The 14943-nt window shown below is 37.1% G+C and carries 11 protein-coding genes and 2 pseudogenes; 10 read left to right on the top strand and 3 right to left on the bottom strand.

The window, feature by feature from the left end; genetic code table 11:
• Positions 1 to 5: 5 nt before the first annotated feature.
• On the top strand, positions 6 to 527 hold the full coding sequence (locus tag QFZ73_RS08065) for a YehS family protein (protein ID WP_307265064.1): 522 nt from the start codon (positions 6 to 8) through the stop codon (positions 525 to 527).
• 186 nt (positions 528 to 713) lie between these two features.
• Here the strand turns inward: QFZ73_RS08065 and QFZ73_RS08060 are convergent.
• Positions 714 to 1416: pseudogene (locus tag QFZ73_RS08060) on the bottom strand (3-hydroxyacyl-CoA dehydrogenase); the annotation flags it as partial.
• Between the two features lie 542 nt (positions 1417 to 1958).
• Complete coding sequence (locus tag QFZ73_RS08055) at positions 1959 to 2090, bottom strand: hypothetical protein (RefSeq protein ID WP_307265062.1); 132 nt, start codon at positions 2088 to 2090, stop codon at positions 1959 to 1961.
• Between the two features lie 365 nt (positions 2091 to 2455).
• Between QFZ73_RS08055 and QFZ73_RS08050 the strand changes: the two genes are divergently transcribed.
• The 6 genes from QFZ73_RS08050 (at position 2456) to QFZ73_RS08025 (ending at position 10071) form a co-directional block, all read left to right on the top strand.
• Positions 2456 to 3646: a glycine C-acetyltransferase gene (locus tag QFZ73_RS08050; protein WP_251431585.1), complete on the top strand. Its 1191-nt coding sequence runs from the start codon at positions 2456 to 2458 to the stop codon at positions 3644 to 3646.
• A gap of 44 nt (positions 3647 to 3690) precedes the next feature.
• A complete protein-coding gene (locus tag QFZ73_RS08045; RefSeq protein ID WP_251431588.1) occupies positions 3691 to 4650 on the top strand; it encodes an L-threonine 3-dehydrogenase in 960 nt (319 codons plus the stop codon).
• A 332-nt stretch (positions 4651 to 4982) separates the two neighbouring features.
• The gene (locus QFZ73_RS08040; protein WP_251431591.1) at positions 4983 to 6377 is read left to right on the top strand and encodes an amino acid permease; all 1395 of its coding nucleotides are present in this window, start codon (positions 4983 to 4985) and stop codon (positions 6375 to 6377) included.
• Positions 6378 to 6554: 177 nt separating this feature from the next.
• The gene (locus tag QFZ73_RS08035) at positions 6555 to 6848 is read left to right on the top strand and encodes an RNA polymerase alpha subunit C-terminal domain-containing protein (RefSeq protein ID WP_307265054.1); all 294 of its coding nucleotides are present in this window, start codon (positions 6555 to 6557) and stop codon (positions 6846 to 6848) included.
• A gap of 176 nt (positions 6849 to 7024) precedes the next feature.
• Positions 7025 to 7945 (top strand): type I pantothenate kinase, encoded by a 921-nt coding sequence (coaA, locus tag QFZ73_RS08030; protein WP_307265049.1) that lies wholly within the window; start codon positions 7025 to 7027, stop codon positions 7943 to 7945.
• A 620-nt stretch (positions 7946 to 8565) separates the two neighbouring features.
• On the top strand, positions 8566 to 10071 hold the full coding sequence (locus QFZ73_RS08025) for a malate:quinone oxidoreductase (RefSeq protein WP_307265047.1): 1506 nt from the start codon (positions 8566 to 8568) through the stop codon (positions 10069 to 10071).
• A gap of 188 nt (positions 10072 to 10259) precedes the next feature.
• Here the strand turns inward: QFZ73_RS08025 and QFZ73_RS08020 are convergent, their stop codons facing one another.
• Complete coding sequence (locus QFZ73_RS08020) at positions 10260 to 11330, bottom strand: potassium channel family protein (RefSeq protein ID WP_307265044.1); 1071 nt, start codon at positions 11328 to 11330, stop codon at positions 10260 to 10262.
• A gap of 491 nt (positions 11331 to 11821) precedes the next feature.
• Here QFZ73_RS08020 and QFZ73_RS08015 point away from each other — a divergent pair.
• The 3 genes and pseudogenes from QFZ73_RS08015 (at position 11822) to QFZ73_RS08005 (ending at position 14890) form a co-directional block, all read left to right on the top strand.
• A pseudogene (locus QFZ73_RS08015) lies at positions 11822 to 12218 on the top strand (hypothetical protein).
• Positions 12130 to 13467, top strand: coding sequence for a YjiH family protein (locus QFZ73_RS08010; protein WP_307265041.1), 1338 nt, complete (start codon positions 12130 to 12132; stop codon positions 13465 to 13467). The pseudogene QFZ73_RS08015 and the gene QFZ73_RS08010 overlap by 89 nt, the downstream one beginning before the upstream one ends.
• A 646-nt stretch (positions 13468 to 14113) precedes the next feature.
• Positions 14114 to 14890 (top strand): transporter substrate-binding domain-containing protein, encoded by a 777-nt coding sequence (locus QFZ73_RS08005; protein ID WP_251431608.1) that lies wholly within the window; start codon positions 14114 to 14116, stop codon positions 14888 to 14890.
• Positions 14891 to 14943: the final 53 nt, after the last annotated feature.

The following is a 14943-nucleotide window of genomic DNA, read 5'->3' as shown; positions in this document are numbered from 1 at the left end:
TTTGGATGCATAATCATGATATATTAATTCGTTTAAGATATGCGCTGGATATTAAAAATAAAGATATGGTAGAAATATTTAAACTCGGGGAGATTGAAGTGACAAGAGAAGAAGTCATGCAGATGCTAACAAAGCCAAAAGAAGATTACTATGATGAGTATGATGATGATATGGATGAAGATGAAGATGGGATAAACTGCAATAACATGATGTTAGAGTCCTTTTTAAATGGTTTGATCATTTTTAAAAGAGGGAGACAAGAGCCAAAACCTGGTCAGCCCCAAAGTCAGGCACCGGCTGTAAAGAATAAGGAAAGTGTGAATAATATCCTTCTGAAGAAACTGAAAATAGCATTGACATTAACCAGTGAGGATATGATTGATATATTGGAAGAAGCAGGAGTCATGATAACCAAAGGGGAATTAAGCGCTATATTAAGAAAAGTGGGGCATAGGAATTATAAAGAGTGCGGGGATCGATACGCCAGGAATTTCTTAAAAGGATTAGCTTTGAAATATAGGGGATAAGGGTTCAGTAACTGTTTTTATCATGCACATCATGATAATTAGGCCTTGATTTCGTGAGAAGTACTTTTCCGATTTCAGGGTCTTTTTCTATTCGTATGAACGTTATTGAAGACATTAGAAAGTGCGAAATAGGTAAAAACAGAAGGCATCCCTAAGACACCTTCTGCATATTCATACAAGTTCATTAACTACATCTAAAATGGCGAAAGGTCCAAGAGGTGTTCCTGTTGCGACCATCCACGGTTTATCGATGGTTTCCGTATCAGCCACTCCTTTTAATAAGAGCATTGGGCTGCATCCAAAAGAGGAACCAATAAGGAATTCAAAATATAGCCTGGCTGCTATTTATGTAATGGCAAAGGAACCATTCCAATCGCGTTTGCTAATTCAATCACTTCATCGAACACTTCATTATCCGTTCCAGGATGTTTCATGATTTCTGCCGTATTGTTTTTCCAGATTTCATTAGGGAAAGTGTAAAGCCAGGAATTATTTTGGACGGCCAGTCGCTTCGGCAAATTGGCTTGGTAGAAGAGTTCGTAGCGAAAATTGTTTTTCCAGGAGCAACTTTTCCTAACTCTGTGTAAAAATCCGTTTTGATTTGAGCCACTTCTGGAATCGCTTCAATCACAAGGTCAGCTTCTGCAACTGCCGCAGATAAATCACCGTGGAAAGAAATGCGGGCATAAGCAGTATTGAGATCTTCCTCCGTAGCGCCTATGTCTTCTTTATAGTATGGCGTTAAATTAGTGATCCTATCTTTTGCACGTTCTAATGCTTCATCATTTATGTCATATACAGATACGTTGAATCCTTTGAATGCGGTTTAAAATGCGATCTGACTTCCTAAAACGCCGCTGCCGGCAATCGTGATATTTTTATAATTCATAGCCATTCTCATTTATTGCTTTGGATATCTCTACTTGTTAATTATTGCACTTATAATGGCCTGTATATGCTGCATTATCGGTGCTTCTAATGGATGAAATCCCCAAAGGATTTATTATGTGGTTGAGTAATTGTTAAATGCCAATAATCATTATGGTCAATATTTGACCTTTTATATGACGAGTTTTGTAATTGGGGAAAACAATCATTCAGATGGTCCGTTACTTCACAGAATGAAAAAGATGAATCAATATGTGAATTTTAAGTCCGCATCGCTGAAGGGAGCTGGCTTGAATTTTCAACTAAATAAGGTTGTGCACAAGGTGTGGATAAAGGAAGAAGGAAATAGGGGAAATCCTCATTCTTCAAACTTTCCACCTGATAATGTGCATAACTTTTTTGTTTTTTTTTGATCTCTTTGTACGTGAACGTAACTTCAATATCCGGAGCTGTTCAGCAGCTTTTTTTAATGTTGTAATGGACTTAAGCGTCCATTAGTACAATGTAAAACAAACAAAAAAGAGGAGGAATAATCCCCTTAGTTTACTTGTCTTCTTTTGTTTGTTCATCAGATTTTTGGATGATTTCTTTTAATTCCCCGATGTCACCTTTTGCATTGATAATCTCAAAAATCTCATTTAGGCCTTCTGAGGTTTTTTCATCTTCGGTTTTCACTATAACCCTCCTTAGTTGTGGTTATTTGTTAAGGTATCCAAAAAACAGAAGATAAAACATCATTTACCTAGAAAAATATTCTCCTCGTATTTCCGTTGATATAAGCGCATTTTAGGCGGATCTTTATTGGAAGACTACAAAAATTCCGATTTTTTTGTCCGTACAATATGGACAACATTAAAATTATCCATTATTATGATTGTTATAACTCTTAGTATAAAGGGATTTGTGTTAATACTGTGTGTGTTTTTGGAGAGGACACGTGTATTTTTGGAAAAAAGGGAAAAATACAATATTTTTTAAATAGGGGTAAAACATATAAAGATCCTGCATTTATTCCAACCATCAATGAGGGGGTATATTAAATGTCAAGTGAAATATTAAATCAATTTTTGAAAGAAAATTTGGAAGATTTAAAAGAAAAGGGACTTTACAACGTTATAGATCCAGTGGAAGGTCCAAACGGTCCGGTAATCACCATTGCAGGCAGGGAGTTAATTAATTTATCATCAAATAACTATTTAGGTTTAGCAACAGATCGACGCTTAATAGAGGCTTGCATAGAAGCGACGAAAACATATGGTGTCGGAGCCGGTGCCGTTCGTACGATTAACGGAACATTGGATATTCACGTCAAATTAGAAGAAAAGCTTGCTGAATTTAAACATACAGAAGCAGCCATTGCTTATCAATCTGGTTTTAACTGTAATATGGCAGCGATTTCAGGAGTGATGGATAAACATGATGCCATTCTTTCAGATGAACTGAATCATGCTTCAATCATTGATGGATGCCGATTATCCAAGGCGAAAATTATTCCCTTTATCCATTCCGACATGGACGATTTACGGACAAAAGCACGTCAAGCAAAGGAGTCCGGATTGTATAACAAAGTCATGATCATTACCGATGGAGTTTTCTCGATGGATGGGGATATTGCCAAGCTTCCTGAAATTGTGAACATTGCCGAAGAGTTCGATTTAATTACGTATGTTGATGATGCGCATGGTTCGGGCGTATTAGGTAATGGTGCCGGAACGGTAAAACATTTTGGGTTATCGGATAAAGTGGATTTCCAAATTGGAACATTATCCAAAGCCATTGGTGTTGTTGGAGGCTATGTAGCAGGAAAGAAAGATTTGATTGATTGGTTAAAGGTGAGAAGCCGTCCATTTTTATTTTCAACGGCTGCCACACCGGGAGCAGTTGCAGCTAGTATAGAAGCCATCGATATTTTGATGAATAGCTCAGAACTTCAAAATAAGCTGTGGGAAAATAGCGATTACTTGAAAAAAGGCCTAAAAGAATTAGGGTTTGATATCGGGGAGAGCGAAACACCGATTACGCCTTGCATTATAGGTGATGAAGCAAAAACGCAGCTATTCAGTAAGAGGCTGAATGAAGAAGGTGTGTATGCCAAATCCATCGTATTCCCTACCGTTCCTAAGGGTACAGGAAGAGTGAGGAATATGCCTACTGCTGCTCATACAAAAGAGATGCTGGATCGTGCAATTGCCATTTATGAAAAAGTAGGAAAAGAGATGTCAATCATATAAGAGATTGCTTGTTTCGGAGATTAAAACATGGGGAGGGATTTTTGATGAAAAAGGTCTTGGTAACGGGGGCTTTAGGTCAAATTGGTTCAGAACTGACGCTGAAAATGAGAGAGATTTATGGAGCTGACAATATCATTGCAACAGATATTCGAAAAACGGACAGCGATGTTGCCCTATCAGGTCCATTTGAAATTTTAGATGTTACAGATGAAAAAGCGATGTTTAACATGGCAAGAAAACACGAAGTGGATACGATTATACATTTAGCCGCTTTATTGTCAGCAACAGCTGAAAAGAAGCCACTTTTAGCTTGGCATTTAAACATGGGCGGATTGGTCAATGCTTTGGAATCGGCACGAGAACTCGATTGCCAATTATTCACACCTAGTTCCATTGGTGCGTTTGGTCCAACCACTCCTAAAGATTGGACACCGCAAGACATCATTCAAAGACCGAATACGATGTACGGAGTGAATAAAGTATCCGGTGAGTTATTATGTGATTATTATCATCATAAATTTGGGGTTGATACGAGAGGGCTTCGATTCCCGGGACTGATTTCGTATGTCACACCTCCTGGCGGTGGAACTACCGACTATGCAGTTGAAATTTACTATGAAGCGATTAAAAACAAACGATATACTTCTTACATCGATAAGGGAACGTATATGGATATGATGTATATGCCTGACGCTTTAGCAGCCATCATTAATTTAATGGAGGCAGATGCATCAAAATTAAAACATCGCAATTCTTTCAATGTGTCAGCCATGAGCTTTGATCCTGAGCAAATTGCAGCCGAGATTAAAAGGCATATTCCGGAATTTGTCATGAATTATGAGGTCGATCCTGTAAGACAATCCATTGCCGATAGTTGGCCAAATACAATAGATTCAACTTGTGCAAAGGAAGAGTGGGGATTCAAGGCGGAATATGATTTAGAGAAAATGACGAATGATATGTTGGTAAAGCTGAGATTAAAGTCACTTTTAGTAACAGCCTAAATAAACCTGCCAGCCGAATAAAAGAGTTGCAATACTCTTTTATTCGAGTTATTTTATACAGAGGAATTTTAACTTTTAAGAGGTGAGCTTTTATAACCGATAAAAAGTAAGCGCTTTCTATGGTACCTTGAACAGAATTAAGAAATTACATGAAATTTGATAGTAATCTTTCAAACTGTCAGGAATGCTTAAAAGTGAAGAATGATTTTATGAGGCAGCTTTAAGAATGGTTTAAAAAAGTGGAGCCTGCTATATCATTTCTATACTAAATAGGGAGTGTATTAAGCATCTTGCATAAAATTTCGACTATTAGTAGTGTAGGGGGAAATGGAATGGCAAACAAAGATTTGAATAGGGAGTTGAAAGGTCGTCATATTCAGATGATCGCTTTGGGCGGAACTATTGGTGTCGGTTTATTTATGGGTTCAGCCAGCACGATTCAATGGACAGGTCCGTCGGTAATGTTAGCCTATGCGATTTCTGGGATTTTTATATTCTTAATCATGCGTGCAATGGGGGAAATGTTGTATTTAGAGCCAAGTACAGGTTCATTTGCAACATTTGGTTATAAGTACATTCATCCATTGGCAGGGTATATGACTGCATGGAGTAACTGGTTCCAGTGGGTTATTGTTGGGATGGCAGAAATTATTGCAGTGGGGACGTATATGCAGTATTGGTTCCCTGATCTCCCTGCTTGGATTCCAGGTTTAATCGCAATGGTGATTCTTGGAGCAGCGAACTTAATTTCCGTTAAATCCTTTGGGGAAATTGAATTTTGGTTTGCACTGATTAAAATCGTAACGATTATTTTAATGATCGTTGCAGGATTTGGACTTATTTTCTTTGGAATCGGTAACGGGGGGGAAGCCCTGGGATTATCGAACCTTTGGGAACATGGTGGATTATTTACAGGTGGTTGGAAGGGCTTCTTCTTTGCTCTCTCACTGGTGGTTGCCGCTTATCAAGGTGTAGAATTAATTGGGATTACAGCTGGTGAAGCAAAAAATCCGCAAGAAACGATAACCAAAGCGATTCAAAGTACCATTTGGCGTATTTTAATCTTCTATATCGGTGCAATTTTCATTATTGTAACCGTTTACCCTTGGGATCAATTAAGCGCGATTGGCAGTCCGTTTGTTGCGACTTTTGCGAAAGTTGGTATTACAGCAGCAGCTGGAATCATTAATTTTGTCGTAATCACGGCTGCCATGTCTGGCTGCAATAGTGGTATTTACAGTGCAGGACGTATGCTTTATACATTAGGGGTGAATGGACAAGCGCCAAAATTCTTTGCGAAAGTATCTAATAGCGGTGTCCCTTTATTCGGTACGTTCGGAGTGATAGCCGGGTTAGCGATTGGGGTTGTTTTAAGTTATATTGCACCAGAAAATTTATTTGTGCATGTATACAGTGCGAGTGTACTACCTGGTATGATTCCGTGGTTTGTCATTCTGATCAGTCAAATTCAATTCAGGAAAATTAAAAAAGCTGAAATGCACAATCATCCATTCAAAATGCCTTTTGCACCTGTTACAAACTACCTGACCATCGCTTTCTTGGTTATGGTATTAATCGGTATGTGGTTTAATGATGACACACGTATTTCACTTATGGTTGGAATAGGCTTTCTGGCTATCGTTGTAATTAGTTATTTCGCTTTTGGAATAGGCAAGCGTGTACAAGCCGATGTTCAGACAGAGGCTCAGGAAGATAAAGTGGGTTAATTATCATTCACTTTGGGTTTTGAAAAGGGTTGCTGCGGCAGCCCTTTTCCAATGAAACTAAAAGGGCAGTTTAGTTTTAACAAAAGATGATAAAATGGAATAAAATGATTGCTTCATTGTGAAGGGTGAACTTTTTATGTTCGGACTTAAAAATCAGAAGAAAGGGAGAAGTTGATAATGACAACTTCAAAGAAAAATTTGAGGACTTGCGAAAAGGGATACAATTACTATAAATCCAGCGACTGCCCGACCTGCCCTGTATGTGAGCAGGAACGCAAATCTGACACGGGATTTCTTTCATTGCTCTCGGCACCAGCCAGACGTGCATTGGAAAACAATGGTGTAACCTCTCTACAACAGCTATCAACATATAGTGAAAAAGAGATATTGAAATTCCACGGTATGGGACCAGCTTCATTACCTAAACTTAGGGATGCTCTGGAGACAGGTGGGTTATCATTCAAAGATTAATCACCTAGAATGATTAATCTTGCAGGAATGCCTTTTATACCTGCTGGATCGATACATTCCATTTCTTTCTCAAGTTACAGGGTCTTTATGTAAATAAGGGATCAGGAACATCTTTTTTATGGTCATCATCCTTGTTAAACTGATAGTAACTCTAAAAAGTGAGGTAACGAAAAATCATGAGTTCCTATACTCCCTATTTTGAATTCAATCGAAAAAAGTGGGCATCTTTGCGAAACCATACTCCTCTTCCTTTAACTGAAGAAGAATTGGATAACTTAAAAGGAATAAATGAAGAAATATCCATTCAGGAAGTGGAAGAGGTTTACTTGCCTTTGACTCGTTTAATCAATTTATATGTTGAAGCATCTCAGCAGCTTAATACAGCCACTTCTTCATTTCTAAAAACTAATGATAAAAAAGTACCTTATATCATTGGAATTGCAGGGAGTGTTGCTGTAGGAAAGAGTACGACAGCAAGGTTACTTCAGACTTTATTATCTAGATGGGATAATCACAGAAACGTAGGTCTTGTCACTACCGACGGTTTTTTGTACCCAAATGATCTTTTAGAAGAAAAAGGACTGATGAAAAGAAAAGGGTTTCCTGAAAGTTATGATACTCAAAAATTAATTAATCTTATCGGAGATGTAAAAGCAGGGAAAAATAAAGTGGAAGTTCCCATCTACTCACATTTGAAGTATGACATTTTGCCAAATGAAGTGCAGACTATCTGTAATCCGGATATTTTAATAGTGGAAGGTGTTAATGTTCTTCAAGTTGACAAGGAAAATCAAGTATTCGTCAGTGACTTTTTTGATTTCTCACTCTATGTTGATGCAGACGTAAACGACATAGAGCGGTGGTATGTTGAAAGGTTCCTTTTACTTCAAAAGACCGCATTTCAAAGTCACGAATCCTATTTTCATCGTTATATTGACTTGTCTAAAGAACAAGCCATTAAACAAGCGACTCAAATTTGGGAAGAAATTAATTTGAAAAATTTAGATGAAAATATACTGCCGACAAAAGGACGGGCAAAACTCGTTTTAAAAAAAGGATCAGATCACAAAGTTGAAAATATCTATTTGCGAAAATAATAATTTCAATGGAGATGTTTATGTATTAGAAATAATGTTTTTTTGTAATAGCAATAAAGTAAGAAATTTTAATTATAAGGAATATGAAATAAATCTTAAAATTATGAATATTATCAAGGGTCGTACCTTATATTGGTTTAATTATCAGTAATTATTGGTATTGTTATAATATCTAATAATTGGGTGAAATTTATGATCCAAGTTAAAAAGGTAGGAGTTTGGCAATTTCAGGAGGATCATTGTTTTTTCGGGAAATGGTTACAGAAACTTCTAATTTCGCTTCTGTTTTTGTCAATAAATGTGTATTTTCGTTACTTTTTCTGATGTGTCAATATTATTTCACTAACAGTTTCTTCCTTCAATAAGGGGAAGTTGCTGAAGAAATCTTTTTATGCGGCTATCGTGGCGGATAAGATTAAGCTAATTTCTTCACAAAATCAATATTTTAACAAAAAAAGTAATAGTAGAATATTTTAATCTATGAAATAATAATAATAGATTATGATATAGTTATAAGGAGACAGAAAAGGTGTGTTCCTAGTTCGTGCCTGGCTTTTTGTGACACCTAAGCAGGAGCGCCTACATCTTTTTTGCAAATATAGGGGATAAGGAAGGTTATAATGAGCAACATACAGAAACAAACAGACGTTATCTTAATTGGCGGCGGAGTCATGAGCGCGACTTTGGGATCATTACTGAAAGAGTTAGCACCGGAATGGGAAATCAAAGTATTTGAGAAGCTTGCAAACGCAGGAGAAGAAAGCTCTAACGAATGGAATAATGCGGGTACGGGACATTCTGCACTGTGCGAGCTTAACTATACATCCGAAAAATCTGATGGATCTATAGATATTAGCAAAGCAATTAAAATTAATGAACAGTTCCAAGTTTCATTGCAGTTTTGGTCGTATCTTGTAAACTGTAAGCTGATTGATAATCCGCAAGACTTTATCATGCCATTGCCTCATATGAGTATGGTACAAGGGGATGAAAATGTAGCGTTTTTAAAGAAACGTTTTGAAGCGCTGTCGAAAAATCCTCTGTTCCAAGGTATGGAGTATTCCGATGACCCAGCAAAACTGATGGAATGGATTCCACTTATTATGCAAGACCGTCCATCGAATGATTCTATAGCGGCAACAAAAATTGATTATGGTACAGACGTTAACTTCGGTGCTTTAACACGCATGTTGTTTGACCACTTAAAGACTAAAAACGTCGATATCAAATATAAACATAGTGTTGATAATGTTAAACGGGCTAGCGATGGCTCATGGGAATTAAAAGTGCGTAATGTCGATACTGGTAGCGTAGAACGCCATAATGCTAAATTCGTCTTTATCGGAGGCGGCGGCGGAAGCTTGCATTTGCTGCAAAAATCCGGTATTCCTGAAGGGAAACATATCGGCGGATTCCCAGTAAGCGGATACTTCATGGTATGTAATAATCCGGAAGTTGTTGCGCAGCATCATGGAAAAGTATACGGAAAAGCTAAAGTTGGTGCTCCACCAATGTCTGTTCCGCATCTTGATACACGTTTTATCGACAATAAAAAATCGTTGCTATTTGGACCATTTGCGGGCTTCTCACCGAAGTTCTTAAAAACAGGTTCAATGTTCGATTTAATAACTTCCGTAAAACCGAATAATGTTTTGACTATGTTGGCGGCAGGAGCAAAAGAGATGCCATTGACAAAATACCTGATCCAGCAAGTGATGTTATCGAAAGAACAGCGCATGGAAGAGTTACGAGAGTTCATCCCGAACGCTAAGAGCGAGGATTGGGATTTAGTGGTAGCTGGCCAACGTGTACAAGTTATCAAAGATACTGCTGAAGGCGGCAAAGGTACACTTCAATTTGGTACGGAGGTTGTCAGTGCATCTGATGGCTCGATTGCAGCATTGCTAGGTGCTTCTCCAGGTGCTTCTACTGCTGTACACGTTATGCTTGAGGTAATTAATAAATGCTTCCCGCAACGTATGGAAGAGTGGGAACCGAAAATTAAAGAAATGATTCCTTCTTATGGGGAGTCACTAATGGAAAATACAGAGCTTCTGCACGAAATTCAAACTTCAACAGCAGTGACGCTTGGTCTGAGCAAAAAAAAAGAGCTAGTTTATAGTTAATTTTTGGATATGGAAGCAACATTGAAATTAAAAACAACAGAACCTTTAATCTATCTTTGATTGAAGGTTCTTTTTTTGTCTTAAAGCTTATTCAACTAAGGATGCTTACTTCGAAAGGGAAGGTTAGACTAAAGAGGGCAGTATAGTCTTAATAAGAAAAATTTATAAGGGATGCTATCATGGCATCCCTAGAGATTTCGGCCTCTAATGTGTATATTTGAATTTATTTGGGAAATGGTCTCTTTATCGCAAATAATGAAAAGCTGTGCATCATCAGGAATTCGTTCATCTAATTTTTGGTTTATGTTAAGATCACCACGATCTGCTACCAGTGTGGCTCCTTTGTTAAGAAGATCTATAAATGCATCACGATAGGTTCGCCATTCATCTTGTTTAGGAATCTCATACATGGTTTCTTCATACTTGGTGCTCATAAGTTCAGAATACATGTGAGTGACTCCATGGGAAAATAATGATCGTACTGCTGCGTGGGAGATCATTTCTTGTGTAGGAATAAACTCATCCACCTTAACACGCTCGAATAAACGAATATGCTTTTGATTAATCACTTCGGCGGTGACATGAATGGACGTATTCGTTTTTTCTTCAATGGCCGTTATGGCAGTGGCAACTAATAATGTCTTCCCATCGACAAGTAACGGATCTTTTGTAGCATAATTATCTTGTGTAATTTGGTCAGCAAAAATGATAACCCCTTTTGCTCTAGGCAGGTTTGCACGGAGTAATGTTTCTTCATCGGTAGCATCCCCGCGAACATAAAACAGACGCTCCTCCATCATAGGAGCTTTTTCCAAGTTATCAATGATTACAATATCAATGGTTTCATCAGATTTAAAAATTTCTTGGAGTGCTGATTTTGATTTATCACTCCATCCAATCAGAATGATATGATTTTTACCTGTATATTTCATTTTTCCACCAACTTTACGTTTTTCGATAAGATATACAGATTTAATGATTTTTCCAATAAAAAGACTAACAAGCCCAATACCCGTGATGTAAAGGCCGATGGTAAATGCTTTTCCAAGATCGGTGACAGGTGCATAGTCTCCAAAGCCAACCGTAGCAAGCGTTGTAAGAACCCAGTAAACTGAGGTTAAATATGATTCGAACGTCTGTGGCTCTATAGAAAAAGCAACATACGCTGCAACTAATATGTATAAAATGGCAAATGGTAAAAATATTCTACCTCTTAATTTAATCAGGTAATATATTATTTTTTTTACCGTTATTCTCATCATACCCATCCTAGTTTTCAAGTCATTGATTAAATTTATATTTCCCCAATTTAACAATTAATTAAACGTAAGTGTAAAAACTATTTTTACCGAAGTGGGAACAAGAAGCATATAAAAGAGGGGTTTAGTTCTTTAAAGACCTGTGACGTCTTTTCTTATGTAAAAAAAGGGGCAGGAACGTTGAGCATTCTATTGAGTTTTATCAAAGTAATTCAACCCTATATAGAATAGTAATATCAGTATGCCCAAGTTTAATAGACTACACAATCAGTTTAAGTTTTTTGCACAAAACCACAGATTCTGCTATTAAATTTCACTTTAATTTAATATAGATTATAAAATGAACAATAGTAGATGAATTTTTGTAAATAAATTATAAAATAAACATTAAACAATAAAAGTATTATTAGAATTTTCAGTATACAATGAATGTTAAATAATGAGTGGGTTCATCAAATGAAAGCGGATACAAAAAATGAAATAGTAACGTTATGAAGGAACAGAATTGCATACAAAAGGCAGTGCTTCGTATGTTAATGAAAAATTTAGACCTTGATGTAGCTGAGCACCCAGATGGTGGTATATGGCGTGATTTGAAAAACGGCAGATAACTGGGAGTGTTTTGATTCGATTGTTCAATCATTAAAAGAGCTGGAAGAGGGTGAAACTTTACTTGTCCAATCTGGGAAACTCGTGGTCATTTTTAAAACGGATACCGATGCATCACGCGCGAATTTGCTGGCAATGATCATTTATGCAACCGGACCCAGCATGCAATTATATAATAGGGGGAATAATTATGGGATCACCAAATGTGGCAGCAAATACGAAACAAGAGAAGCCGCAAATTCAATCAACTACGAATATACTGAAGTTTATTATATATAGTTTAATAGGAAGTTTTATGTTTTTTATTCCTATTACCATAAATGATGTTTCAAGCATACCAATCGATCATATAGTAACATGGATCAAAGTAAACTTACCGTCAGCCGTTCCTATTTATGCGCTTCTTGTCATTCTATTGGGAGCTGTTTATCCATTTATTTCAAAAAGCTGGAATAAAGATAAGGTATCAATAGTTTTTTCTTTCTTAAAGGTAATCGGGGCTCTTGTTGCGATCTTAATATATTTCAAGATTGGACCTGAATGGTTAATGGCCCCAAGTATGGGTCCTTTCCTTTTCGAAAAACTTGTCATACCTGTTGGACTTGTCGTTCCTTTTGGTGCTATATTTTTGGCGCTTCTCATTGGATACGGACTTCTCGAATTTTTGGGTGTACTGATGCAGCCAATCATGAGGCCGATATTTAAAACGCCAGGGCGTTCAGCGGTTGATATGGTTGCTGATTTAGCAGGTAGCTATTCTATTGGTATGCTTATTACGAATCGACTATATAAAGAAGGAAAATACACACTTAAAGAAGCTGCTATTATTGCAACCGGTTTTTCAACCGTTTCAGCAACGTTCATGATCGTTGTAGCAAAAACTCTCGGGCTTATGGACATTTGGTCCCTTTTCTTTTGGGTTTCTTTAGGAATAACGTATCTTGTCACTGCCATTTCCGTACGTATTTGGCCATTAAATAAAATGAGCGACGATTATTATTCCGATAATGCCGATCCAGAAGAAGTTATCAAAGAGGGACTTTTCCGAAATGCCTGGAACAGTGCGATGGTGGGAGCGAACAATTCCGTAAGTCTTGGCAGGAATTTATGGGAAAATTTAAAGGACGGTTTTCTTATGACAATGAGCATTCTACCGTCCATTTTATCCGTTGGTCTCATCAGCCTTGTATTAGCGGAGTATACTCCACTATTTAATTTACTTGCCTATCTTTTTTACCCATTTACCTGGGCATTACAAATACCTGAACCATTTTTGGCTGCAAAAGCTTCAGCTATAGGAATTGCAGAAATGTTCCTGCCGGCGCTTCTGGTAGTTAAGGCACCTCTGGTAACTAAGTTCATTATTGCCGTGGTATCTGTATCATCAATATTGTTCTTTTCAGCGACGATACCTTGTATTCTATCAACAGAAATCCCAATCAGCATTACGAAGTTGGTTGTAATCTGGTTTGAACGGACGCTCATCACGTTAATTATTACTGCACCTATCGCAATATTGCTGCTTTAGTACAAATCAGCGAATTAATGGATGAGAACTTAATCGATCACAAATCGAACAAGTGCGTTCGTTATTATAAGGTCGACCAGTAAAAAAAATACTGGTTGACCTTTTTTAATCGAATCTATTATATCAGTAGCCAGGGTAGGACGTACGGGTGCGCGCCCTACTTGTAGAACATCTTTGAAGGCTTGTTGGGAGGTGGATTTCGTATAACAAGCGAAGATAAAACACTGCATGGAGGACTAGGGGTACTGGTTAGTAAGTAGAGGAGGAAAAAACAATTCCTGTATTCTAAAGTTAATTGATTTAGTTTTTTTCTTATGCAACTAACGGGGGAGTTAGTTGCTTGAATTTAGTGCATATAAAGGGGTATCTCTATTAGGGGTGACTGAAAATCAACCTGGATAAAATCGCCTCTAATGGTTTGTTTTACAGGTACTGGTAGCGTGATCGGCTATTTTTATAGAGAAGGATTCCATACCCTTTTGATATTTTTCATCACTTGAACAATAATAGGAAAAACATCCATAAACATTATTTAAAGAAAATAATATTTATTCTAAAAATTCATACTATAATACTTTGTTCTTATGCTATATTATAGGGAGAATTATTTATTATCACGTATAATCTAAGAACTGGAGTGATTTGAATGAAGAAACTTGGTTTACTTAGTATGTTTTTGATTCTAACTATCTTTATCTCGGCTTGTGGCACCAATGATGAAAAAAATGCAGGTGAAGAAAAGAAACCTGAAAAGGTATATAAAGTTGGTGTGGATACGACTTATCCTCCTTTTGAATTTAAAGAGGGGAACGACTATAAAGGTATTGATATTGAATTGATCAATGCAATAGCGAAAGACCAGGATTTTAAAATCAAATTGTCTCCGATGGATTTCGGCGGAATCATCCCAGCGATGCAAGCCAATCAGCTTGATGTGGCCATTGCGGGAATGAGCATTACAGAGGAAAGAAAAAAGGTAGTGGATTTCTCAACACCGTATTTTGATGCAGGATTAACGATAGTTGTCAAAAAAGATAATACAAGTACTAAAACTGTTAAAGATCTTAAAGGAAAAACCATAGCAGTGAAAAAAGGGACAACAGGTGCTAAATATGCACAGGATAATGCTACGAAACTAGGAATTAAAGTTGTTCAATTCAATGATAGTCCAGCGATGTTCCAGGAAGTGGCAAACGGCAACGCCGATGCTCTTATAGAAGATTATCCTGTTATCTCCTATGCAATCGCCCAAAAAGATCTTGGGTTGAAGATAGTAGGTGACCGTTTGAATGGTGACCAGTATGGAATTGCTGTATTAAAAGGGCAAAACGAAGATTTATTGAAGAAAATAAATGATGGTCTTGCCAATCTGAAAAAAGACGGTACGTATGATGAAATAATTAAAACGTATCTTGGTGAATAATTAATAGATTAAAGATTTATAGGCGCGCTTAAAGCGCGCTTTCTTTTTCAAAG

Source organism: Peribacillus sp. V2I11 (assembly GCF_030817135.1).
GTDB lineage: Bacteria > Bacillota > Bacilli > Bacillales > DSM-1321 > Peribacillus > Peribacillus simplex.
This window is presented reverse-complemented; position numbering and strand designations above follow the sequence as displayed.

Coding starts and splice junctions, on each gene's coding strand:
- QFZ73_RS08045 (WP_251431588.1), top strand. CDS start 3,691: ATGAAAAAGGTCTTGGTAACGGGGGCTTTAGGTCAAATTGGTTCAGAA.
- QFZ73_RS08040 (WP_251431591.1), top strand. CDS start 4,983: ATGGCAAACAAAGATTTGAATAGGGAGTTGAAAGGTCGTCATATTCAG.
- QFZ73_RS08050 (WP_251431585.1), top strand. CDS start 2,456: ATGTCAAGTGAAATATTAAATCAATTTTTGAAAGAAAATTTGGAAGAT.
- QFZ73_RS08025 (WP_307265047.1), top strand. CDS start 8,566: ATGAGCAACATACAGAAACAAACAGACGTTATCTTAATTGGCGGCGGA.
- QFZ73_RS08020 (WP_307265044.1), bottom strand. CDS start 11,330: ATGAGAATAACGGTAAAAAAAATAATATATTACCTGATTAAATTAAGA.
- coaA (WP_307265049.1), top strand. CDS start 7,025: ATGAGTTCCTATACTCCCTATTTTGAATTCAATCGAAAAAAGTGGGCA.
- QFZ73_RS08005 (WP_251431608.1), top strand. CDS start 14,114: ATGAAGAAACTTGGTTTACTTAGTATGTTTTTGATTCTAACTATCTTT.
- QFZ73_RS08035 (WP_307265054.1), top strand. CDS start 6,555: ATGACAACTTCAAAGAAAAATTTGAGGACTTGCGAAAAGGGATACAAT.
- QFZ73_RS08010 (WP_307265041.1), top strand. CDS start 12,130: ATGGGATCACCAAATGTGGCAGCAAATACGAAACAAGAGAAGCCGCAA.
- QFZ73_RS08065 (WP_307265064.1), top strand. CDS start 6: ATGCATAATCATGATATATTAATTCGTTTAAGATATGCGCTGGATATT.